Here is a 26,783-nt window from a genome sequence, read left to right on the forward strand (position 1 = left end):
CTTCGAAGCGACCCTTCGTCGAGGTCGATGACCTTCTGCTGCGCTCTCGCAGGATCGCCACATGGTTTCCACTCGATATCGAGGCGGTGCGATGTTTCTCTTCAATCCCCGAGCCACACTTCCCGGCGCTGATCGTCACAACGCTGTGTGGGGGTGGTCGTGATGGATACCGACAAGAGGATCGACCCGCTCACCGGATCGCGAAGCCTGCCGGCAGGAGCGTTCCCCCTGTCAGCGGTGCAGCGCAGCATGTGGTTTGCGCAGCAACTTCACCCGACGGTCCCGTACTTCATCGCGCAGTACATCGAGTTCCACGGCGATTTGGACATGCAACTGCTCAGTCGCGCCGCGGTGGAGGCTGCCCACGAGTTCGAATCACCGTTTCTACGGTTGATGTACCCGGATGGGGAGCCCTGCCAGATCGTGGACTTCACGATCGACCCGGGCATCGACTACTTCGACTTCCGCGAGCGTGAGAACCCTCGGCAGGCTGCCTCGGAGTGGATGGACAACGATTACGCGACGACGCTCGATCTGACTCGCGATCGTCTCGTCGAGATGACAATTCTTCAAACTGGTGATCGGGATTACCTGTGGTACACCAGGATTCATCACGTCGCTCTCGACGGATACAGCGGTATGACGATCGTCAATCGGATTGCGGCGATCTACACCGCAGCCGTCGAAGGTCGAGAGCCTGCGGTGAACAAGGCGCTCGACGTCACGACGCTGTCCGAGCTCGACCAGAAGTACCGCGAATCGAGCCGATTCGAAGCCGACCGCGAGTACTGGGCCCAGCGTGTGTCGGGCGTCGAACACGGTTCGACGTTGGCCACCCGTGAGGGACCCCCGACTGCACGCAGTGAACTCGTCAGTGCCGCGATGTCGGCGGACAGCCTTGCTGCCTTGGACGAGTGGAATTCACGTTCCGGTGCAACTCCGGCCGCAGTGTTGATTTCGGCACTGGCGTGCTACCTGTCCCGCAGTACCGGCTACGACGACGTGCTGATCAACCTGCCGGTTTCCGCGAGGACGACGGCACCGCTGCAGCGGTCCGGCGGAATGCTGGTCAACGTCGCGCCGCTACACATCCACGTAAACCCGGACGAAAGTGTCGACGATCTGGTCGGGCGCGTGCAACTCGAACTTCTCGGTGCGCTTCGTCATCAGCGATGCAGCCTCGAGGACATCCGGCGTGATGCCGGTCTGACCGTCGGCGACGCGCGTCTGTCCGGCCCGATGATGAATGTGATGCTCTTCCGGCAGGAGATAACCCTCGGGCCACTGACCGGTGAGTATCACATCGTCACGTCGGGTCCGGTCGAGGATCTGCTGGTCAACGTGTACCAGAGCGGCGATCCGGCGCAGACGTTGATCGACTTTCGCGGAAACCCCAATCGCTACGGCCACGACGAACTGGCCGAGCACCACCGGGCGTTCACCGAGTTGGTCGCAGAACTGACAGCAGCACCGGCCGGTACGCCGATGAACCGGATTCATCCGGCAAGTGCCGAGGCAGGGGCGCGCAGTGCACAGCGCAGGGAACTCGAGCGGTTCTGGGCGAGATACCTGGGGGACTCCGACGAGGGCTCCACACTGGACCTCGAGACACTGGGCCTCGAGCGAATCGACGCCGAATCGGAGCCCACCGGTACGAATCGGCTGAGCGTCCCACTCGATCCCGCGGTCGCCGAACTTGCGCGCACGGAAGGCGTCTCCCTCTTTGCCGTTGTCCATGCCGCATTTGCTTCGTTGCTGTCGAGATCGACCGAGCGCCGGGACGTGCTGATCGGAACGAGGACCGAGTGGGGAACTTTGCCCCTGCGCTGCGAGGTCGATCCGGCGGCGCCGTTCGACGAGTTCGTGAGTTCTCTTGCTCGAGAACGCGATACGTTGTCGATTCGATCGGCGGCAGGTGTCCCCGCACTGCCCGAGTTGCACGTCCACCTCAACGACGGCTCGCAGGAGACCACGATTGCCGGCCTCGACGTGGCGATCGACGTCCACGCAGATACCGGCGCCCTCGAGGTTGCGTACTCCACGCAGCACTACGCCGAATCCACGGTCCGAGCCTTCCTCTCGCGACTGGTGCGGATCCTTGCAGGCGCAGCAGCAGCCCCGCGAACGCCGGTCGGAGACCTCGATCTCCTCGACGACTTCGAGCGTGAGTCCCTGGTACCGGCGCGGGGAGCGACCGCGTCCTCCCCGTTGACTCTCCCCGATATTCTCCGCCGGGCCTCGGCTGTGAACCCCGATGCCCCAGCGCTCGTTTTCGGTGATCGTGAGGTGAGCTACCGGGATCTCGACGCCGAGTCGAACACACTCGCCCGTGAACTGATCAACAGGGGAGTCGGCCCCGGCACCTATGTCGCCCTTGCGCTGTCGAGGTCTCTCGAATCGGTGACCGCGACGTGGGCGGTGGCCAAGACCGGCGGTGCCTTCCTCCCGATCGATCCGCACTACCCCGAGGATCGTATTCGGCACATGCTCACCGATTCGGGAGCTGTGGTCGGAATCAGTGTGGGGGAGCACCACGGCGGGCTCGCCGATTCGGTGGATTGGCTGCTCCTCGACGAACTGGACACCTCGCACCATTCCGATGCACCGGTCGACGACGCCGAGCGGCGTACGCGCCTGAGCTACGACGATCCGGCATACCTCATCTACACGTCCGGCTCCACAGGTGTCCCCAAAGGCGTCGTGGTCAGTCACCGCGGGCTGAGCAGCTTCGCCGACGAAGAACGAGTCAGGTTCGGAGTCGAACCAGGAGACCGCACCCTGCACTTCTCTTCGCCGAGCTTCGACGCTTCAGTCCTCGAACTCCTCCTTGCCTTCGGGGGCTCGGCAACGATGGTGATCGCGCCGCCCACCGTGTACGGCGGCGACGAACTGGCACAGGTGATGCGTATCGGACGGGTCACCCACGCTTTCGTCACCCCGGCCGCGCTGGCAACAGTCGATCCCGCCGGCCTACCGGATCTACGAGTGGTCGTGACCGGCGGCGACGCATGCTCACCCGCGCTGGTGGATCAGTGGTCACACGGACGCTCGATGTTCAACGCGTACGGACCGACCGAAACCACCGTCGTCGCCACTCTGACCGGACCGCTGAGCAGCGATGTTCCCGTCACCATCGGGAAGCCGATGCGCGGAGCCGCAACCGTCCTCCTGGACTCGCGGCTTCAACCGGTGCCGATCGGTGTCGCCGGCGAGCTCTATGTGAGCGGTGTCGGTTTGGCGCGCGGGTACCACGCGCGTGCCACGATTACGGCCGAACGATTTGTTGCCGACCCCAACGGTGTTGCGGGAAAGCGCATGTACCGCACGGGTGACCTCGCGCGGTGGAACGGCGAGGGTGAGCTGGAGTACCTCGGCCGGAGCGACTTCCAGATCAAGATCCGCGGTTTCCGCGTCGAGCTCGGCGAGATCGACGACGTGCTGCGCCGCCACCCGAGCGTCGCACAGGCAGTCACCGCCGGAGTTGCGGGCCCGAGTGGGGAAACACTGTTGGCGGCGTACGTCACGGCGGCTGTGGGCACACACATCGACAACTCCGAGCTGGTCGCCCACGCGAGATCTTCGTTGGCAGCCCACATGGTTCCGGCGCGGATCGTCGTCCTCGACTCCATTCCGTTGACTCCGGCAGGAAAGATCGACAGGAAAGCGTTACCGGACATCGATTCTGTGGGCGGGTCGGCTGAATACCGTGCCCCCGAGACCTCGACCGAGAAGCGAATTTCGGCGGTGTTCTGCGATCTGCTCGGTATCACCCGGGCGGGAGCAGACGACAGTTTCTTCGACCTCGGCGGTGACTCGTTGATCGCGACCCGCGTCGTGTCGCGGGTCAACGGAGCTCTCGGAACGACGCTGAGCGTTCTCGACCTCTTCGAGGCGCCGACCGTCTCCGCACTGGCAGCACGTGCCGACCTCGCGGACTCGCGGAACACACGTGCCCCGGCACTGACGCGTATCGATCGCCCTGACCGGATACCGGTATCTCTGGCGCAGCAACGAATGTGGCTGACCAATCAACTCGATCCGAGTTCGCCGGCGTACAACATTCCGATCGCGGTTTCGATGACCGGCGATCTCGACGTCGATGCACTGTTCACCGCGCTGCGGGACGTGATCGTTCGACACGAGATCTTGCGGACCGTTTTCCCCGAGAGTGCGCGTGGCCCCGTCCAGCACGTTCTCGGTGTGGACGAGATGTTCGATCATCTCGAGGTGGAAACGGTGCCTGCCGCAGCGACCTCGGCGCGGGCGAGTGAGCTCGCGCGAGAGGGATTCGACGTCAGCGAATCGGTGCCGATCCGCGCGACTCTGCTCGAGGTGAACGAACGCGAGCACACCTTGGTCCTCGTCGTGCACCACATTGCAGCGGACGGCCTGTCGATGGCGCCGCTGGCTCGTGACGTGATGGTGGCGTACGCCTCGCGGGCGAGCGGACGCGTGCCGGCGTGGCTGCCACTCGAAGTGCAGTACGGCGATTTCAGCGAGTGGCAACGCGGAGCGCTCGGTGAAGCGTCCGACCCGGATTCGATTCTTGCCGAGCAGTTGCGGTTCTGGTCGCACACGCTCACCGAACGCGGTGAGCTCGCGGAACTGCCGATGGATCACCCGCGGCCTGCGAGTGTCTCGCTGCGCGGTGACGATCTCGATTTCCGGATCGACTCCGCGACGTACCGCCGGGTCGGCGAGATCGCGGCGCGCAGCGACGTCAGCGTGTTCATGGTGATCCACGCCGCGCTGGCCGTCCTGCTCAGCCGAGAATCCGGAGCGAACGACATCACGATCGGCACTCCGGTGGCCGGGCGGAGCGAGCGCGCTCTCGACGACGTCGTCGGAATGTTCGTCAACACGGTGGTGCTGAGGACGGTTCTCGAGGGGGGACTCACCTTCGGTGAAGTTCTCACCCGCGTCCGCGACGTCGACGTGGCGGCCTTGCAGCACACCGAAGTGCCGTACGACGTACTCGTCGAATCCCTCGCAGACAACCAGGCGCCGCTGTTCCAGGTGATGCTGGTGATGCAGGGCGCCGCTCCCACCGAGGTCACTTTGCCCGAGCTCGAGGTCACGGTCGACGAACTGTCGACGGGCGCGGCAAAGTTCGACCTTCAGGTCATTCTCACCGACCGCGGCGACCATCTCGACGGCCAGTTGAACTACGCCAGCCAGCTTTTCGACTCGGACACCATGTCCGGCCTCGCTGATCGCTTCACGATGCTCCTCGACGCGGTAGCTGCCTACCCGGAATCCGTCGTCGGCGACGTCGATCTCACAGCTCCGGGCGAGGCGGAACTGGTCCTCGAGCGTTGGAATGCCACCGAACACGCCGTACCGATCACCACCCTCTCGGACCTGGTGGCGGAGCAGGCAGCCCGGACACCCGAGGGGGCCGCGCTGGTCTACGGCGAGCGGACACTGACCTATGCGGAGTTCGACGCGAGGGTCGGTGAACTTGCCAGAACCCTCATCGCCCGCGGGGTCGGCCCGGACATGCGCGTCGCGGTGTCGATTCGACGGTCACCGGAACTACTCGTCGCGGTCCACGCCGTGATCCGTGCCGGTGCGGCATACGTCCCGGTGGATCCCGATCATCCCGCCGAGCGCATCGCGTACGTCTTCGACATCGCGGAACCGATCTGCGTGCTGAGCCGGCCCCAGGACCACGGCGCTTTTCCCGCGCGAGTCCCGATCGTGGCCGTCGATCTCGATCGTCAGGTGTCCACGACGGCGCCGATCACCGACGCTGATCGGCTCGGACCCCTGCGCCCGGACAATGCTGCTTACGTGATCTTCACGTCCGGATCGACGGGTCGACCGAAAGGTGTTGCAGTATCACACCGTTCGATCGTCAATCGCCTGCTGTGGATGCAGGACACGTACCCCCTTCACGCGTCGGACGTGGTGCTGCACAAGACCCCGGTGACCTTCGACGTCTCGGTGTGGGAACTGTTCTGGCCCCTGCAGACCGGCGCGCAGTTGGTGATCGCGGAACCGGACGGGCACCGTGATCCCGGGTACCTGTCGGCGTTGATTGCCGACAGAGGCGTCACGACGGCGCACTTCGTTCCGTCGATGCTCGCGGAATTCGTCGCTGCCGCGACTGCCGGGCAGTGTGCGAGCCTGCGTCAGGTGTTCTGCAGCGGTGAAGCCCTCGCGCCTACCACTGCGGAGGCGTTCACCCGTCTGAGTTCTGCGGGACTGTTCAACCTGTACGGACCCACAGAGGCTGCCGTCGACGTCAGCGCCGCCGAATTCACCCCCGACATGACCGTCACCGTTCCCATCGGTGCGCCCGTGTGGAACACCCAGCTCTATGTCCTCGACGGGCGGCTGCATCCGGTTCCGGTCGGCGTTCACGGCGAGCTGTATCTGGCGGGAGTGCAACTGGCGCGTGGATACCTCGGGCGCAGCGATCTCACCGCCGACAGGTTCGTGGCCGACCCGTACGGCCCGTCTGGCACCCGGATGTACCGAACCGGTGATGTCGTCCGGTGGCGCGCCGACGGGCTGCTCGACTATGTCGGTCGACGCGATTTCCAGGTCAAGATCCGCGGCCAGCGCATCGAACTCGCCGAGGTCGAAGCAGCATTGCTCAGGCTGCCCGGTGTCGCGCAAGCTGCTGCTCTCGTCCATCACGACGACGTGGTCGGTGACAGTTTGGTCGGCTACGTCATCGCCGACACCGGCACTTCGATCGACACGGACGGCCTACGCACCGAGTTGAGAGGTCTCCTTCCGGCCTACATGGTTCCCGCTGTGGTCATCGCCCTCGACGTGTTCCCTCTCGGTTCGACCGGCAAGCTTGATCGGAAGGCTCTGCCCGCGCCCAGCTTCGACAGCTCGCAGACGTATCTGGCGCCGCGAACACCGCTCGAAGCGCAGTTGGCGGCGATCTTCGAGGAGCTTCTGGAATCCGGGGCAGTCGGTGTTCACGACAACTTCTTCGAGATCGGCGGAAACAGCCTCGTCGCTGCACGCGCTGTGGCGCGCGTGAACGATTCGCTGTCGTTGAACTTGTCGATCAGAGAGTTGTTCGACGCGCCGACCGTTGCGCAGTTGGCGGTCGAGTGCGCCACGGCACGAGGGGGACCGGCAGTCCTTCCGCTCGAGGCATTGCCGCGGCCACAGACGATCCCGCTGTCGCTGGCACAAAAGCGCATGTGGTTCGTCAATCAATTCGACGTCACGTCCGCGGCGTACAACGTCGCCATAGCGATCAGGCTGAGAGGCCGGTTGGACGTTGCCGTGTTGGAGGGCGCGATCACCGACGTGCTTACTCGCCACGAATCGCTGCGCACGCTGTTTCCCATGGTCGAGGGAGTGCCGGCGCAGGTGATCGTCGAACCCGGTGAAGCGTTGGGCGCGCTGCCGGTTGTCGCCGCAAACGCCGAAGCGGTACTCGGGGAGATCGAACGTCTCACCTCGAGGGGCTTCGACGTCACGCAGGCTCCACCGATCAGGGCGGAACTGATCGAGGTCGACGAAGAAGATCACGTCCTGACCGTGGTCGTCCATCACATCTGCGCCGACGGATTCTCGATGGCACCGTTGGCGTTCGACGTGATGAGCGCGTACTCGGCAAGGCATCGAGGTGAGGCGCCCGACTGGTCTCCTCTTCCGGTCCAGTACGCGGACTTCGCCATCTGGCAGGAAAGGGCTCTCGGTCGGATCGACGAAGCGGACAGCACTCTTGCCGGTCAGCTCGAGTACTGGACACGTCAACTGGCGAGTGTTCCCGAAATTCTTGCGCTCCCCGCAGATCGACCGCGTCCGCGTGTGCAGGATCTCTCGGGCGGCGTCGTTCGATTCGACATCGATGCCGGCATCCACCGTCGTCTGAGCGAAACCGCGATCGAACACCGAAGCAGTATGTTCATGGCGGTGCACGCCGCATACGCAGTGCTCGTGGCGAGATTGTCCGGCATGGAAGACATCACGATCGGCTCACCGATCGCCGGGCGCGGAAATGCCCTGCTGGATCCGATGGTCGGTATGTTCGTCGGCACGTTGGTCCTGCGCGCCGACGTCGACCCCGCCGCCTCGTTCACCGATCTGTTGGCCAGAGTTCGCAGCACCGACCTCGACGCCTTCGCTCACGCAGACGTCCCCTTCGAGCGCGTCGTCGATGCGCTGGCTCCGGAGCGGTCGACGTCGCATTCACCGTTGTTCCAGGTGATGCTGGAGTTCAAGAACACCACTCGGCCAGCAGTTCGTCTGACGGATTTGGACGTCGAGGTCCTCGAACTCGAATCCGCCGTCTCGAATTTCGATCTGCAACTCACGCTTGCCGAGACCTTCGACGACGACGGCCGGCCGGCCGGAATCGAGGCCGGGTTCACCTACGCGAGCGCCCTGTTCGACGAGTCGACCGTCGAAGGTTTCGCTCGATACCTGGTTCGGATTCTCGGTGCTGTCACCGAGTCACCGCACACGCCGGTCGGCGACATCGATCTCGTGAGTGATCTCGACACGATTCGCGCCGTCGCACCGGAACTTCCCGAGCAGGTTCACTTCTCGACGTTGCTCGAGCGGAAGTACGTCGACGAACCGCAGAGGGCTGCACTGATTTTCGGCGACCGCCATCTGACCTACTCCGATCTGGACCGCCGCGCCAACCGGCTTGCACGACTGTTGATCAGCCGCGGGGTCGGTCCGGAATCCGTTGTCGCCCTGGCATTACCACGGTCACTGGAATCCGTGGTCGCGATCTGGGCGGTTGCCCGGTCCGGCGCTGCATTCGTACCCGTCGACCCGGCGTATCCCGTCGACCGCGTGCACCACATGATCAACGACTCGGGAGCGGGCGTCGTTCTCACCACCGCCGAGCATGTGGGTGTCGTCCCCGACGAGGCAGACGCCGTTCTGCTCGATCAGGCAAAGACACTCGCAACCCTCGAACAGATCGGTGATCAGCGGATAGATGCCTCGGAGCTGCTGGCAGCGGTGTCCGTGGACAACCCGGCCTATGTCATCTACACCTCCGGTTCCACCGGCGTCCCCAAAGGCGTCATGGTCACTCACCGTGGGCTTTCGGCACTCGCCGAGCAGGAACGCAGTCGCTTCCGCGTCGAGTCGACCTCGCGCACGCTGCATTTCAGCTCACCGAGCTTCGACGCCTCGATTCTCGAACTCCTGATGGCTGTTGGTGCCGGGGCCACGATGGTCATCGCCCCACCGAGCATCATCGGCGGAACCGAACTGACGAGTCTGATCGCCGACCAGCACGTCACGCACGCCTTCATCACACCAGCCGCTCTGGCCACGGTCGATCCGAGCGGACTGAACGAGCTGGTGTGCATCGGAACCGGCGGCGACGTCTGCCCACCGGACCTCGTCGCCGCCTGGGTCAGCGATCACCGGATCATGATCAATGCCTACGGACCAACCGAATCGACGGTCGTCGCCAGCATCACCGAGCCGATGTCCCCGACCGATCGAGTCACGATCGGTCGCCCGTCGACAGGCATCACCGCGTGGGTCCTCGACAATCGCCTGCACCGCGTCCCGGTCGGAGTGACGGGAGAGCTGTACGTCAGCGGCGACGGACTCGCCCGCGGTTACCGAAACCGCGCCGGCACGACCGCCGAACGATTCGTGCCCAATCCTGCGGGCAGTGCGGGCGCACGGATGTACCGAACCGGCGACCTCGCCAGGTGGAACAAGAACGGCGAACTCGAGTACCAGGGTCGAGGCGATTTCCAGGTCAAGATTCGCGGATTCCGCATCGAACTCGGCGAGATCGAGGCAGTTCTGGCTCGCTATCCCGGCGTTGCACATTCCGTGGTGACCACGCTCGAACGTGACGGAGGCGCCGCACGGATCGTCGGATACGTCGTGCCTGCCAACGACGCTCAGACTGTGGATCCCGAGGCCGTCATCGCGTTCGCGGGCTCGGCTCTGGCCCCGTACATGGTTCCTGCGGTCGTGGTCGTTCTCGACGAACTGCCGATGACTGCCAACGGAAAGCTCGACCGCCGAGCCCTGCCGGTTCCCGACTTGCGAGCAACCCAGGCACGCTCGCGGGCCGCCGAATCCGATACCGAACGCACGCTGGCCGCCTTGTTCGTCGATGTCCTCGGTGTCGAATCGGTGGGCGTCGACGACTCGTTCTTCTCGATGGGCGGCGATTCGATCATGTCGATTCAGCTCGTCGCCCGTGCCCGCGATGCCGGGCTCGTCTTCACCCCGCGTGACGTCTTCGAGGTGAAATCGGTCGCCGGTCTTGCGGTTTTGCTGGCATCGACCAAGGACGACGAACCCGAGGTGCTCGAGGAACTTCCCGGAGACGGCGTGGGCCACGTGCCGTTGATGCCGGTGGCTCAGTGGTGGCTCGACCGGCTCGGCTCCGATCTCCGAGGTCTCGATTCGTTCTCCCAAGCGACTCTTCTCAACGCGCCGCACGGGCTTCACAGTGTGGAGCAGTTGACCGCGGCTCTTCAAGTTGTTCTCGATCGTCACGACATCCTTCGCGCACGCCTCGAGCTCGACGGCGAGCGCAGGCTTGTTGTCGGCGAGCCGGGATCTGTTGCAGCCGAGAATATTTGCCGGGTGATCGAGGTAGAGGCCGAGCCGGGCACCGCGGTGTTCGACGGGGCGATCGTCGACGCACTGGGCGGTGCGCGTCGAGAACTCGACCCCGGCCGGGGCGTGATGGTGCGGGTCGTCTGGTTGTCCGGCGTGCGCAACGCCGGCCGGCTGCTCCTGGTGATCCACCACCTCGCCGTCGACGGTGTCTCCTGGCGCGTCCTCGTGCCGGAACTTGCGTCGGCTTTCCACCGCATCGATGCAGGCGAGGAACCGGAGCCGTCGTACTCGGGCACGTCGGTTCGTCGTTGGTCGCATGCGCTCCGCGACATCGCGCCCGATCGAAGAGTCGAATTGCCCCGGTGGCGTTCGATACTCGAAGGTGCCGACCCGCTGATCGGAACCCGGCCGCTGGACCCGCGGCTCGACACGTTCGATTCGGTCGGCCGAGTTGTCGCCGACGTACCCGTCGAACTGTCCGACACAGTCCTGACCACGCTTCCGGCGCTTTTCGGTGGATCAGTCAACGACGGTCTCGTTGCTGCTCTCGCACTGGCACTGACGCAGTGGAGGCAGGCACAGGGCATACGAACCGACAACGTGCTCATCTCGATGGAGGGCCACGGACGCGAAGCTCACGTGGTGCCCGGTGCGGACGTCCTGCACACGGTCGGCTGGTTCACCAGCGTCTTCCCGATGCGGATCGACCTCGCCGGCATCGACATCGCGGAAGTGATGAGCAGCGCCCCAGAGGCAGCGGTGGTGCTCAAGCGTGTCAAGGAAGAACTCTTGGGTGTTCCGGACAGCGGCATCGGCTACGGAGTTCTGCGTTACCTCGACGAGGTGGGTCGAGCGGAACTCGAAGACCTCCGCCAACCGCAGATCTCGTTCAACTACCTGGGCCGTTTCTCCGGCACCGAAGCAGGAGAGTCACTGGGGGACTGGGCACTGGCCCGGGACGTCGATCTGGAAGCGGCAGCGCGGTCCGAGATGCCAGTGGGTTCGGTCCTGGACGTCAACGTCGTCACCACCGAGATCTCGGGCGCACCGCACATCGGTGCCACTATCGCCTATCCCACCGGCGTGCTGGCAGAGCGCGATGCTCGCGCCATCGCCGACCTCTGGGTGCAGGCGTTGCGCGCGCTGGCCACCTACGCCGAACAGAGCGAACGCGGGGGACTCACCCCGTCCGACATCGACCTGATCGACCTCGACCAGGATTCCATCGACCACCTCGAGCGCGAGTTCCCGACACTGACCGACGTCTGGTCCCTCTCACCACTGCAATCCGGACTGCTCTTCCACGCCCGCTACGCCGAACACACTGTGGACGCGTACACCGTCCAACTCGCACTCGAACTCGACGGCGTCGACGCGTCCCGGTTGCACCGCGCCGCACAGGCACTGCTCGACAGACACGAGAACCTACGCGCGGCGTTCACGACCGACACCGGTGGACGATCGGTGCAGGTGATCAGCGCCGACGTTGACGTGCCGTGGACCGAGATCGACATCTCTCCGTTGGCCCCCACCGAACAAGCGACCGAGATACGCGAGCTTCTCCATGCGGATCGGGTCCGCGGCTTCGACATGGCCACTCCGCCCCTGCTGCGGTTCCTGCTTCTGCGAACCGGTGACGACGCGTATCGGTTGATCCTGACCAACCACCACATCCTCCTCGACGGATGGTCGATGCCGCTGCTGGTCCGCGACCTACTGACGCTCTACGCCACCGACAGTGATCACAGTGCCATCCCACGCGTACACCCCTACCGGGACTATCTGAGCTGGATCAGCACTCGCGACGACAGCGTGTCGATCGAAGCCTGGGGCGAAGCACTCCGCGGACTCGACGACCCGACGCTGCTCACCGGAACTCACGCCGTCGACGAGGACGGCGCTACCTCACGCTCGACGACCACAGCGCTCGGAGAACGTGAGACGGAACTTCTGCGTGGATTCGTCCGCTCCCGTGGCCTGACGACAGCCTCCTTGATCCAGGTGGCATGGGGAATCGTGCTCGCCGAACTTCTCGGACGCGACGACGTCGTCTTCGGTGGAACCGTCTCCGGCCGACCACCCCAGGTGTCCGGCGTCGAGTCGATGGTGGGTTTGTTCATCAACACTGTCCCCGTCCGAGTTCGCCTCGATCCAAGAGAGTCCCTGGCGGCGCTGTGCGTTCGCGTCCAAGCGGAACAGGCGCGGTTGTCCGATCACCATCATGTCGGGCTTTCGCACATCACTTCGGCTGTGGGGTCCGCTGCATCGTTCGACACGCTGACTGTGTTCGAGTCGTATCCCGTCGACCGCGGTGGACTCTCCTCCGGCACCGACATAGCCGGAATGCACGTTCTCGACGTCCACGACGCCGAGGATGCCGCGCACTATCCACTCGCGATCGTTGCCTCTGCGGCAGACGGGCGACTGCGGCTCAAATTCGAGTATTTCCCGGGAGTCCTGGGCGATCACGACATCGACGCGATCGCCGACCGGTTGCTCCGCACCCTCGAGCTGATCACCGCGCAACCGGATCTGCCGCTGGCGAAACTGCGTTTGATGCCGGATTCGCAAGTGCAGCAATTGGTTCCCGCGCGCGGCCGGCAGGGCCGCTCGGTCAGGACACTCGATCGCATCTTTTCGGACACCGCGAGCAGATTCCCCGAACGGGTCGCACTGTCCTGTGGTGAGAGAAAGATGACCTATCGAGAGCTGGACGAGGCGTCGAATCAGTGGGCGCGCGTGCTGATCGCTGAAGGCGCCGGGCCGGATTCACGGGTGGCGATCTGTGTGGAACGCTCCTTCGAATCCGTCGCAGCGGTCTGGGCGATCACCAAGACCGGCGCCGCCTTCGTGCCGATCGATCCTCGCTACCCGAGTGACCGGATCTCGTTCATGCTCGAGGACTCGGCATCCTCGCTCGGATTGACCACGGCTGCCCACAGACCCGGCGACGGCGGTGTGACGAAGTGGCTCGAACTCGACGACCCGACGAGCATCGCTCGGCTCTCCGGAGTGTCCACGGCGCCGCTACGCGAGGACGAGCGTCGAGGAACCCCGCGGTTGGAGAACACTGCCTACCTCATCTACACCTCGGGCTCGACCGGCCGACCCAAGGGCGTCGTCGTCACGCACACCGGTCTCGAGAACTTCGCCGACGAACAGCGTCATCGCTACGGTCTCACCGAGAATTCACGCGCACTGCATTTCGCCTCTCCGAGCTTCGACGCCTCCGTTCTCGAGTATCTGCTCGCCTTCGCCGTCGGCGGTGAACTGGTCGTAGCTCCCACCACCGTCTACGGAGGAACCGAACTGGCCGACGTTCTCCGCGAGGGACATGTCACCCACGCGTTCATCACGCCTGCAGCGCTGACGTCGGTGGATCCCGAGGGAATCGACGAACTGACCACCATCACGGTGGGCGGCGAGGCGCCCTCGGCGGACCTGGTGCGCACCTGGGCGCCGGGAAGATCGTTCGTCAACGTCTACGGACCCACCGAAACCACCATCTCCTGCAACCTCAGCGACCCCATCCCGGCCGGCGAGAAGGTCTATCTCGGACCGCCGAACCGCGGATTCAGCGAGGTCGTCCTCGATCGCAGACTTCAACCGGTGTCCGTCGGAGTTCCCGGCGAACTGTATGTCGCCGGAGTCGGACTCGCGCGCGGCTATCACGGGCGCTCACCACTGACGAGCGAACGATTTGTCGCCAACCCGTACGGCGAGCCGGGGGAGCGGATGTACCGCACGGGCGACGTGGTGCGCTGGCGCAGCGACCGCACCATCGAGTACCTCGGACGCAGCGACTTCCAGGTCAAGATCCGCGGCTTCCGCATCGAACTCGGCGAGGTCGACACGGCGTTGGGTCAGCTGCCCGGCGTGGAGTACGCGGTCACGTTGGCGGTGCGCGGACCCTCCGACGAGCAGGCCTTGGCGGCATATGTCGTCTGCGACGACGAACGCCGGGTGAGCGCCGAGGACATCCGGGCGGCGGCACGGGAGCTACTGCCGGCACACATGGTGCCCGCAAGCGTCGTCGTGCTCGACGAACTACCGCTGACCGGCGTCGGCAAGGTCGATCGGGCTGCTCTTCCGGCGCCTCGTTTCGACACCGATGCCGAAACACTCACTGCACCGGCCACCGAGTTGGAACGGCTGGTGGTGGGCGTTTTCGAGGACGTGCTCGGAGTGTCTCCGATCGGTATCGACACTCACTTCTTCGACGTCGGCGGAAACTCACTGACCGCGACCCGCGTCATCGCCCGCGTCAACGCACTTCTCGGCACCGACATCGGCGTTCGAGGACTGTTCGAGTCTCCGACAGTTCGGCAGCTCTCGCGTCTGGCGGAGAGCGTCGGCCGCGGAGAGAACCCCAGACCACCGCTGACTCGGCGATCCCGCCCGGACCCACTGCCCGTGTCACTGGCACAGAAGCGGATGTGGTTCCTCAACCAGTTCGACGTGACGTCCCCCGCCTACAACGTTCCCCTGGCAGTGCGCCTCGACGGCGATCTGGACTTCGCCGCATTGCAGGCCGCGGTAGCGGACGTACTGGGTCGCCACGAGAGCTTGCGGACGAAGTTCCCCTCGATCGACGGACAGCCGGTTCAGCAGGTGATGTCAAGCGACGAGGTCATGCCGATCCTGGAGCCGGAAATCGTCACTGCTGCCAGAGTGTCCGATCGAATCCTCGAGCTGGCCTCGGCAGGCTTCGACGCCTCGGCCGAAGTTCCGATTCGCTGCGCGGTCCTGCGCGTCGACGGGGACGAGCGCAGGCACGTACTCGTGATCGTCGTCCACCATATCGTCGCCGACGGGTTCTCGATGAACCCCCTGGCAGCGGACGTGGCAGCGGCCTATGCGGCCCGCAGTGCCGGCAGTGCGCCGAACTGGTCGGAACTGGCCGTGCAGTACGGCGACTTCGCTGTGTGGCAGCACGAAGTGCTCGGCTCCGAGGAAGATCCGGACTCGGCTCTGACCCGTCAGCTCGATTACTGGAAGGACCGACTCGCGGGACTGGGCGAGCCGATCGCGTTGCCGACGTCGTTCTCACGTCCGGCAAAGCCGTCCATGGTCGGCTCGGTCCACCGGTTCGCGGTATCGCCGCAGACCCATCGGGCGCTGACCGACCTGGCACGTGAGCACGGCACCACCATGTTCATGCTCATGCACGCAGCACTGGCGGTACTTGCGGCGCGCCTGGCCGGTACCGAGGACATCGCCATCGGGACACCCGTCGCCGGCCGCGGCGAGGCCGAACTCGATCACCTGGTCGGTATGTTCGTCAACACTCTCGTGCTGCGAACACAGATCACGCCCGACGCGTCGTTCGAGGACGTCCTCGCCCAGGTTCGCGAAGGCGACCTCGGCGCGTTCCAGCACACCGATTTGCCCTTCGAAAGGTTGGTCGACGCACTCGACCCGGAACGCTCGACTTCGCACACTCCGTTGTTCCAGATCCTCATCGAGTTCCGCAACAATGCACTCCCACAACTCGAATTGCCGGGGCTGTCGGTCTCGGGAGTCGAGTTCGACCTACCCGTCGCCAAGTTCGATCTGCAACTCTCGGTCACCGAGCGTTACGACGCGGATGGCGGAACGGATGGAATCGACGCCGAATTCATCTACGCCACAGACCTGTTCGACGGTGAATTGATCGATTCGTTCTCACGCAGACTGCTCACCATCCTCGAGGCGGTCTCGCGAGAGCCGTCGACTCCTACCGGTGACATCGACGTCGTGAGCGCCGACGAGCGTCGACAGATGCTGACCGAGTGGAACACTCACGCCGAACCGGCCCCAGCGGACAACATCGCGGACCGATTCTTCGAGGCTGTTGCAGCACATCCGTCGTCGACCGCGGTCAACGACAGCGACGGCGCCATGACGTACGCCGAACTGGACGGGCGCGCTAACCGCCTGGCGCGGCTCCTGATCGGCCGCGGTATCGGTCCGGAATCCGTGGTGGCTGTTGCGATGCCCAGAACCACCGATCTCGTGCTGGCCCTCGTCGCCGTCATCAAAACCGGAGCGGCATACCTGCCGGTCGACATCACCTACCCGGCCGAGCGCATGCGGTTCCTCTTCGACGACGCGCGGCCGGTATGCCTGGTCACGACCGGAGACTTCCGAAGTGACCTACCTTCGGAGATCATCGAATCCGGCATAGACGTCGTCGAACTCGGATCGCCGGAGATCGCGGTACGCCTCGATCACTCCGCGCCCCATCGCATCACCGACGCGGACCGGACGACACCACTTCTGCCCGACGCGATCGCGTACATCATCTACACCTCCGGATCCACAGGGCGCCCCAAAGGTGTCCAGGTCAGCCACCGAAACGTGCTGACTCTGATGGACAACACCGCCCCGACATTCGGGTTCGACGACACGGACGTGTGGACGATGTTCCACTCGTACGCATTCGACTTCTCCGTCTGGGAGCTGTGGGGGCCGCTGCTGCACGGTGGCCGGCTGGTCGTCGTCGACTACTACACGACCAGATCGCCGGACATGTTCCACGAACTGCTCCGCAGGGAGCGAGTGACGGTGCTGAACCAAACACCCACCGCCTTCTACCAACTCGCCGAAGCCGACCGTGCGTACTCACCGAACGGCACCGGTCCCGACCTTGCACTGCGCTACGTCGTCTTCGGTGGCGAAGCGCTCGACCTCGGGCAGTTGCGCAAGTGGTACGACAGGCGGGCCGACACGGCTCCGACGTTGGTCAACATGTACGGGATCACCGAGACGACAGTGCACGTCAGTCGAATCGCACTCGACCGCAACGACAGCGAGCACGCGTCGGCGAGCATCATCGGGCGAGCAGTACCGGGATTGTCCGTCTACGTACTCGATCGGCGACTGAACTTGGTACCACCAGGTGTCGTCGGCGAAATGTACGTCGCCGGTGATCAGGTGACTCGGGGATACCTCGGGAAACCCGCATTGACTTCGGTGCGGTTCCTTCCCGATCCATTCGGTAGTTCGGGGGATCGAATGTATCGGAGCGGGGACCTGGCGAGGTGGAACGACGCGGGGCAGTTGGAGTACGTGGGCCGCAGTGATTTCCAGGTGAAGGTGCGTGGTTTCCGCATCGAACTCGGAGAGATCGAAGCCGCAATGCTCCGCTGCCCCGGCGTCGCTGCCTCGGTAGCACTTGTTCGGACAGAGGGAGCGTCACCGCGGATCGTCGGGTACGTGGTCGCCGAAACAGGCAGTACCGTCGATTCAGCGACGGTGACCGACTTCGTCGCCGCCGAACTCGCGGAGTACATGGTGCCCACCGCGATCGTCGTCCTCGAATCGCTTCCACTGACGGTCAACGGAAAGCTCGACCGACGCAGCCTCCCGGCTCCGGACTTCACCGTCACGGGACCAACCGAGGCGACGCGGGCGCCGGCCACCGCGACCGAAGCGGTCCTCGCGGACCTCTTCGCGGAGGTGCTGGGTCGGGGCAGTATCGGAGTGGACGATTCCTTCTTCGGTCTCGGCGGCGATTCGATCATGTCGATCCAACTCGTCTCACGGGCGAAGTCCGCAGGCCTCGTCTTCACTCCGCGGGACGTCTTCGAAGCGAAGACCGTGGCCGGCCTCACCAAAGTGCTCCTCATCGAATCATCGGAAACGGCACCGGTTCTCACGGAGCTACCCGGCGGGGGAGCCGGCCCGCTACCGCTCACGCCGATCATGGAGTGGCTCGTCGAACGCAGTCGCGGTGACCTGAGCACGATCCGCAGTTACAGCCAGAGCGCGCTGATCGCACTGCCCGCGGATGTCTCCGGCCCCGCGCTGGAACGAGCATTGCAAACGATCCTCGATCGTCACGACGTGCTGCGGGCGCGCCTGGACGCCGCGACTCACCAACTCGAGATCCGCGAGCCAGGGAGCATCACCGCCCCCGACATCCTGCGCCGAACCCCCATCGTGTCCACCAGCGGCGAAGAATTCGTCGCCGCTGCGGAAACCGCGATGCAGGACGCATCCAGCCGCCTCGATCCCGAACACGGGAAGATGATCAGCGCAGTCTGGTTGGATCCCGTCAGCTCGAACGGCAACCGGGCCGAAGCCGGACGGTTGCTCCTGGTCCTTCATCACCTCGCGGTCGACGGTGTGTCCTGGCGCATGCTCGTCCCGGGCCTGGTCACTGCTTATGCCTCGGCGTTCGACGGAGAAACACCGATACTTCCGCCGGGTGGAACGTCGATACGTCGCTGGGCGACAGCGCTCGCCGAGACCGCTGCGCAGCGACGCGACGAGATCGACCTGTGGTCGAGAATGCGGACCGACGAGCCATTGCTCGGGGCACGCGGGCTCGACCCAGCCGTCGATGTCGGAGCCACCGTCGACCGCGTCAGCGTCGACGTTCCGACCTCCGTGACCGAGAACGTCATCTCGACGGTGCCTCAGCATTTCGGAGGCTCGGTGAACGACGGGCTGCTCGCTGCTCTCGCGATTGCCGTCACCGCCTGGCGTCGATCGCGCGGACAGCGCAGCGGGGACGTGCTCGTCAACCTCGAAGGGCACGGCCGCGAGGAGAACGCCGTACCGGGCGCCGACCTCTCGCGCACGGTCGGCTGGTTCACCACCTTGTTCCCCGTCCGGATCGATCTCACCGGACTCGATGTCGTCGATGCACTGGCCGGGGGATCAACCGCCGCCTCCGCCGTGAAACTCGTCAAGGAAACGCTGCTCGGCCTGCCCGACAACGGAATCGGGTTCGGCATCCTGAAGTACCTCGATCGAAACGAGGAACTTCGTGAGCTGCCCACGCCGCAGATCTCGTTCAACTACCTCGGACGATTTGCCGGCTCGGATCCCGAGCACGGCGAAGTGCCGTGGCTGCCGATCTCGGAAGTGACCCTCGACGAAGCGCACAGCGGCGAATTGGCCGCCGCGTCGGTGCTCGACATCAACGCCGTCACGACCGATACCGCACACGGTCCGATTCTGCGCGCTACGTGGTCCTTCCCCCGCGGCATTCTCAGCGAGGCCGAAGTCACCGAACTGGCGGAGCTCTGGGCCCGAGCACTCGGCGCACTGAGTGAATACGTGGAGGAACACTCCGAGCGCGAGCTCACGCCCACCGATCTCGATCTCGTCACCGCGGATCAACAGAGCATCGAACAGCTCGAGCGCAGATTCCCCGACCTGACCGACATCTGGTCACTGTCACCTCTGCAGTCGGGCATGCTCTTCCACGCCCAGTTCGACGAAACCGAAATCGACCCGTACATGGTGCAACTGACCCTCGAGCTCGGGGGTCGGGTGGAGGCGCCGCGCCTGCGCCGCGCCGCGCAGGCCTTGGTTGATCGTCATCCGAGCCTGCGCGCGGGATTTGTCTCCGCACCGGGAGGGCGGGCACTGCAGGTGATCCGTTCCGGTGTCGACATCGGCTGGGCCGAGATCGACCTGTCCGGGGCCGAAGTCAGTGAAGTCGCGTTCGGTCAGCTGCTCGAACGCGATCGCGCTCATCGTTTCTACATGGAAACAGCCCCGTTGATCCGCTTCATGCTCGTGCGAATCGGACCGGACACAGCACGCCTCGTCGTGACGAACCACCACATCCTGCTCGACGGCTGGTCCACCCCGCTGTTGCTTCGAGACCTGCTCACTCTCTACGCAACCGACGGTGACCCCGAGATTCTGCCCCGAGTTCAGTCGTATCGCGACTATCTCTCCTGGATCTCGAAGCAAGAACCCGAGACTTCGCTACGGGCGTGGCAAGAAGCGCTACGGGGCGTCGACACGTCCACCCACCTCTCGAGGGCAGACACCGCCGCCGAAACCGTGGCAAGTGAAATCCACTCGTACTCGCTGCCGACCGAACGAACCGAGACTCTTCGGGCGTTCGCGCGAAGCCGCGGCCTGACCATGGCGACCCTGGTACAGGTGGCATGGGGAATCGTGCTCGCCGAACTTCTCGGACGCGACGACGTCGTCTTCGGCGGAACGGTCTCAGGACGCCCACCACAGGTGCCCGGCGTGGAATCGATAGTCGGCCTGTTCATCAACACGGTGCCTGTCCGAGTCCGCCTCGACGCCCGAGAAACCCTCGCCGAACTGGCCATTCGCGTCCAATCCGAGCAAGCGTCATTGCTCGACCACCACCACATCGGACTGTCGGACATCGCCGGAGCAGTCGGCGCCGCCGGTTCCTTCGACACCCTGACGGTATTCGAGTCGTATCCCGTCGACGAGACAGCCCTGACCGCCGAAACCGACATCGCGGGAATGCACGTTCTCGGCATCGACGGACGCGACTCGGCGCACTATCCGATTGCCGTGGTGGCGTCCGAAAGTGACACGCTGAATCTGAAGATGGAGTACTTGCCGACGCACTTCTCCGCCCGCGAAGTCGCCAAGATCACCGAGCGCGTGGGCATCGTCCTCGGGCAACTCGCCTCGGCACCGGATCAGCCGCTGGCCCGTCTGCAGGTTCTCACGGAGTTCGAGAGCCGTGATCTTGCGCCGGTCTTCGGCTCCCCGGGGCGCTCCGCGCGAACGCTCCCAGAGATTCTCGCCGACGTCTCTGCCACCTATCCCGACCGCATCGCGCTTTCGGCCGGCAGCCGTTCCATGACCTACGCCGAACTGGACCGGCGCTCGAACCAGTTGGCCAGAGCCATGATTCGCCGCGGCGCCGGGCCCGAGACGTCGGTTGCCATCGGCATCGAAAGGTCCGTCGAATCCGTACTCGCGGTGTGGGCGGTGGCCAAGACCGGCGCAGCGTTCGTCCCCGTCGACCCCACCTATCCGGCTGACCGAATCGAACACATGCTCAGCGACTCCGAGGTGCTGTTCGGGTTGACCGTCGTCGACGCCATCGACACACTTCCACCCATCGTGTCCTGGTTGGTGCTCGGAGAAGAGGCATTCGACGACGACGTCGCCACCAGTTGCACGCTGCCGATCACCCAGGACGAACGGCGTGCACCGGTGGTCATGGACAACGCCGCCTACGTGGTCTACACCTCGGGATCCACCGGCCGACCCAAGGGAGTTGTCGTCACCCACACCGGACTCGACAGCTTCGCACTCGACCAGCAGCGTCGATTCCACGCAGATCACCACTCTCGAACCCTGCACTTCGCCACCCCCAGCTTCGACGGAGCCGTCTTCGAGTACCTGCAGGCATTCGGTGTCGGAGCAACCATGGTGATCGTCCCGACCGACATCTACGGCGGCGCCGAACTGGCAAGTCTCATCCGCCGCGAACACGTCACTCACGCGTTCGTCACCACGGCAGCACTCGCCACCGTCGACCCGGCCGGCCTGGACGAGTTCCGGCACGTCGTCGTCGGGGGAGAGACACTACCGCCGCATCTCGTCGGCCTCTGGGCTCCCGGACGAGAATTCGTCAACGCCTACGGCCCGACCGAGACAACCGTCATGGCAGACATCAGCGAACCCATGACAGTGGGCGCACCCATCACGATCGGTGGACCGATCCGCGGCGTGCACGAGATGATCCTCGATTCGCGCCTGCAACCTGTACCCGTCGGAGCTCCCGGTGAGCTGTACATCGCCGGCATCGGCCTGGCTCGCGGATACCACCGGCGTCCCGGCCTGACCAGCGAGCGATTTGTCGCCGACCCCTTCGGCAAGCCAGGCGACCGGATGTACCGCACGGGCGACATCGTCTCCTGGCGAAGCGATCACACCATCGAATACGTCGGGCGTAGCGACTTCCAGGTCAAGATTCGCGGATTCCGCATCGAGCTCGGCGAGGTCGACGCCCAGATCACCGCAATGGCGAGTGTCACGAATTGCGTGACACTCGGCGTCGACGGACCGGCCGGCGCCACAGTTTTAGCGTCCTACCTCACCGTCGAGGAAGGATCGACGCTGACCGGGGCAGAGATCACCGCGCACCTCGCCGGACGTGTTCCCTCGCACATGGTTCCGGCCAGCATCATGATCGTCGACGAGCTACCGCGCACCGCGGTCGGCAAGCTCGATCGAAAAGCGTTGCCGACGCCGGAGTTCACCGGAACCGGTGTGGAATTCCGGGCGCCCGGCACCAGCCTCGAACGTCGGATCGCCGATGCGTTCATCGACGTACTCGGCGTCGAACGGGTCGGCGTCGACGACAATTTCTTCGAGCTCGGCGGCAACTCGCTGATCGCCACTCGCGTGGTCTCGCGGCTCAACTCCGCACTGAACATCGACGTCGGGGTGCGCGTGCTGTTCGAGGCACCGACGACGGCTCAGCTCGCCGAACGGCTCTCCAGCGCTGTCACTGCCGTCGGCACTGTGCCGCTCACTCCCATGGAGCGCAATGGCAGCGTCCCGCTCTCGTTGGCGCAGAAGCGCATGTGGTTCCTGAACCAATTCGACACACGCTCAGCCGCGTACAACATCCCACTAGCTGTTCGCCTCACCGGTGACCTCGACGTCACGGCCATGCAACAGGCCATCGCCGACGTCGTCGAGCGGCACGAAACACTGCGGACGGTGTTCCCCGCCGTCGGCGGCGATCCGATTCAGCAAGTGCTCACCGTCGACGAGGCAGTACCGCCGGTCCGTGAAATGACGTTGGGGGAGGACGAACTCGCAGAGCGCATGCAACGACTCGCCACGACCGGCTTCGACGTGTCGGTGGACCTGCCGCTGCGCGTGGCACTGTTCCGACTCGACACCGCTGAACCCGTTCACATTCTGTTTGTCGTGGTCCATCACATCTGCGCCGACGGTTCGTCGATGGCGCCGCTCGCACGCGACGTGATGACGGCCTACCTGGCGCGTACGGCAGGGACCGAGCCCACGTGGGCGCCACTCGAGGTGCAGTACGCAGACTTCACGTTGTGGCAGCATCGCGTCCTCGGATCGGAAGACGACCCGGAATCCGTCATCAGTCGCCAATTGCACTACTGGAGTGAGCAACTCGCCGGACTCGACGACGTCATCGCACTGCCCGCCGACCACCCGCGACCCGTGCAACAGACCTTCCACGGTGACCGATTCACCTTCGACATCGACGCGAACACCCACCGCGCCCTCGCGGACCTCACCAGGGCAAACGGTGTCACGATGTTCATGGCGCTGCACGGCGCGCTCGCAGTGCTGATGTCCAAGTTGTCGGGCGCCGACGAAGTCACCATCGGCACACCGATCGCCGGCCGAGGTCAGGCAGCGCTCGACCATCTCGTCGGAATGTTCGTCAACACACTGGTCCTGCGAACCAGCGTCGATCCCGACATCACGTTTGCCGACCTGTTGGAGCACGTCCGGGAAATCGACCTGGCCGCATTCCAGAACTCGGACCTGCCATTCGAACGGCTCGTCGACGTCATCAACCCAACCAGATCCACGTCGTACTCACCGTTGTTCCAGGTCGCCCTCGAACTTCAGAACAACGAACCCGCACATTTCCACCTACCCGGCCTCGACATCGACGGACTGACCGTGGAAACCAAATTCGCGAAGGAGGACCTGGAGCTGATCGTCGACGAGAAGTTCGACGAGTTCGGCATCCCGGCTGGGATGTCCGCAGCCTTCGACTTCGCAACCGATCTCTTCGAACCCGCCACCATTCGTCGGTTTGCCGACCGACTGCGCCTGATCCTGGACGCTGTCGGACGCGAACCCGCAACACGTATCGCCGACATCGGCATCCTCGGCGCCGATGAAACAGCTGCCCTGGTGCCGGCATCCGGTGCCGCCGCGACTCGAGCGCGGGTGTGGCCGGAGATCCTCGCCGAAGCAGTCGCCTCGAACCCGGATGCCCCAGCCCTCTCGAGTCGCGAGAGGTCGATGACCTACCGCGAGCTCGACGAGGAATCGACGAAGCTGGCGCGCGCGCTGTGTCGGCGCGGCGTCGGTCCCGAAGATTTTGTGGCGCTGGGTCTGCCGCGGTCCACTGCGGAGATCGTCGCGATCTGGGCGGTCACGAAAACCGGTGCAGCGTTCTTGCCGGTCGACCCGAACTATCCCGACGATCGCATCAACCACATGCTCGACGATTCGCGGGCCGTACTCGGCATCACCGACGACGCTCACCGCAGTCAACTTCCCGACACGGTCGAGTGGATGGTCCTCGATGAAGCCGAGACCGTCGACGAGATCGACGCCCAGAGCGCAGCCGCGATCACCGATCGCGACCGCACGATCCCCTTGCATCACGGGCATCCCGCGTACCTGATCTACACCTCGGGTTCAACCGGGAAGCCGAAGGGCGTCATCGTCACCCACCTCGGGTTGTCAAACCTCAACGCCGAGGAACATCAGAGATTCAACGTCCAGCCCTATTCGCGGATCTCTCACCTGGCATCACCGAGCTTCGACGCCTCGGTCTTCGAACTCATGATGGCGTTCGGCAGCGGAGCGTGCCTGGTCGTCATCCCACCGACGGTCTTCGGCGGATCCGAGTTGGCCGAAATCTTTGCCGACGAACACGTCTCACACGCGTTCATCACTCCGACCGCGCTCAGCTCGATCGAAAGCTCCGCGCTACCCGAACTCCGCGTACTCGCAGTCGGTGGCGAGGCCTGCCCACCCGAACTCGTGGACATCTGGGGCCGCGACCGTCGCATGTTCAACGGATACGGACCCACCGAATCCACCATCCAGGCCAGCGTCAGTGAACCCATGCGGCCGGGCAAGGACATCAACATCGGACGACCGGCCATCGGCTTTGCCGGACTGGTCCTCGACGGGCACCTCAAGCCCGTGCCGGTGGGAGTCATCGGGGAGCTGTACGTGACCGGCCCCGGACTCGCCCGGGGATACCACAATCGTCCCGACCTCACCGCCGACCGATTTGTCGCCGATCCGTTCGGCGAACCAGGCCAGCGGATGTACCGCACGGGCGACCTGGTGCGCTGGCGCTCCGACAGCACCCTCGAATACCTGGGCCGCAGCGACTTCCAGATCAAAGTCCGCGGATTCCGCATCGAGCTCGGCGAAATCGACTCTGTCCTGATGGCACACCCATCCGTCTACTTCGCCGCCACACTCGGGCACGAAGCGCCGTCGGGGGAGACGATGATCGCCTCCTACATCCAGCCCGTGGAAGGACAGACCGTCGACGACTGGGAGCTTCGCCGCCATCTGTCTTCTCGCCTGCCCGCGCACATGGTTCCCGGCGCGATCGTCGTCGTCGACCGCATTCCGGTGACACCGGTCGGCAAGCTGGACCGCAAGGCACTGCCGACCCCGAGCTTCGAGCGACGCACGGTCCCGTACGCACCGCCGACAAACAACACCGAACGAACGGTCGTCGACATCTTCGAGACCGTGCTCGGGCACGAGCACATCGGCGTCGACGACGACTTCTTCGAACTGGGCGGAACGTCGATCGTGGCCACTCGCATCACCATCGAACTCGAGAAGCGTCTCGGGATGCGAGTGCCGTTGCAATCGCTTTTCCTGGATCCGACACCTGCCGGAGTCGCCCGGGCTGCCGACGGAATGGACGCACACTCGCCGGACGATTCGTCGGATCTTCTCGCCCCGATGATCACGCTGCGCGCCGGATCCGATCGTGCACCACTGTTCTTCGTCCATCCGGGTATCGGATTGTCCTGGGGTTACGCAGAATTCGTCAAGCATCTCGAGCTGGATCAACCCGTCTACGGTCTTCAGCTACCGTCCCTGAGCGGCGGGCCCAGCTTCGACTCGCTGACCGAACTCGCCGACGACTACGCGAATCGCATTGCAGCCGTGGCATCGACCGGCCCGATCCATCTGGCCGGCTGGTCGCTCGGCGGCGTGATCGCACACGCCGTGGCACACAGCCTCACTCGGAGCGGACGTGACGTGACTCTGTCGATACTCGACAGCTATCCGTCGTCGGATTCCGATCAGCCCGCAGAACTCTCGGTCTCCGAACTACTGGCCGGGCTCGCGATGCCGGCGGGATCCAAGACGGTCGAGACCTTCGAAGAAGCGGCGGAATTGCTGGAGCAGACCCTGGGTGCCGGAATCGGAATCGAAGCGGAGCATCTGGCGCGGATCAGTCGCGGTTACTCCCACTCCGTCGAATTGACGAATCGGCACCAACCGCCTGTCCACGTTGGAGCCATCGAGTTCTTCGTAGCCGGAAGATCTACGGAGAACGGACACGATGTCGCCGAATGGCGAAGGTTTGTAGAAGGGGACATCCGAGTCACCGAAGTCGATTGCGAACACAACCAGATGATCGAACCGGGTCCGGCGGCAACCATAGCTGTACGATTGCGAGAAGTTATCGCTCAGTGGGGTGTCTGAACCAGGTTCGACATGGGTATGAGTGAAACACACAGGGTGATGGA

The 26,783-nt window shown here is 64.5% G+C and carries 1 protein-coding gene; it reads left to right on the plus strand.

Translation table 11 applies throughout. The features are described 5' to 3' along the window. Positions 1-162: 162 nt before the first annotated feature. Positions 163-26,739, plus strand: coding sequence for a non-ribosomal peptide synthetase (locus tag M1L53_RS19050; RefSeq protein ID WP_054188260.1), 26,577 nt, complete (start codon positions 163-165; stop codon positions 26,737-26,739). Positions 26,740-26,783: the final 44 nt, after the last annotated feature.

This window comes from Rhodococcus sp. T9N (assembly GCF_024436645.1).
GTDB classification, from domain to species: domain Bacteria; phylum Actinomycetota; class Actinomycetes; order Mycobacteriales; family Mycobacteriaceae; genus Rhodococcus_F; species Rhodococcus_F qingshengii.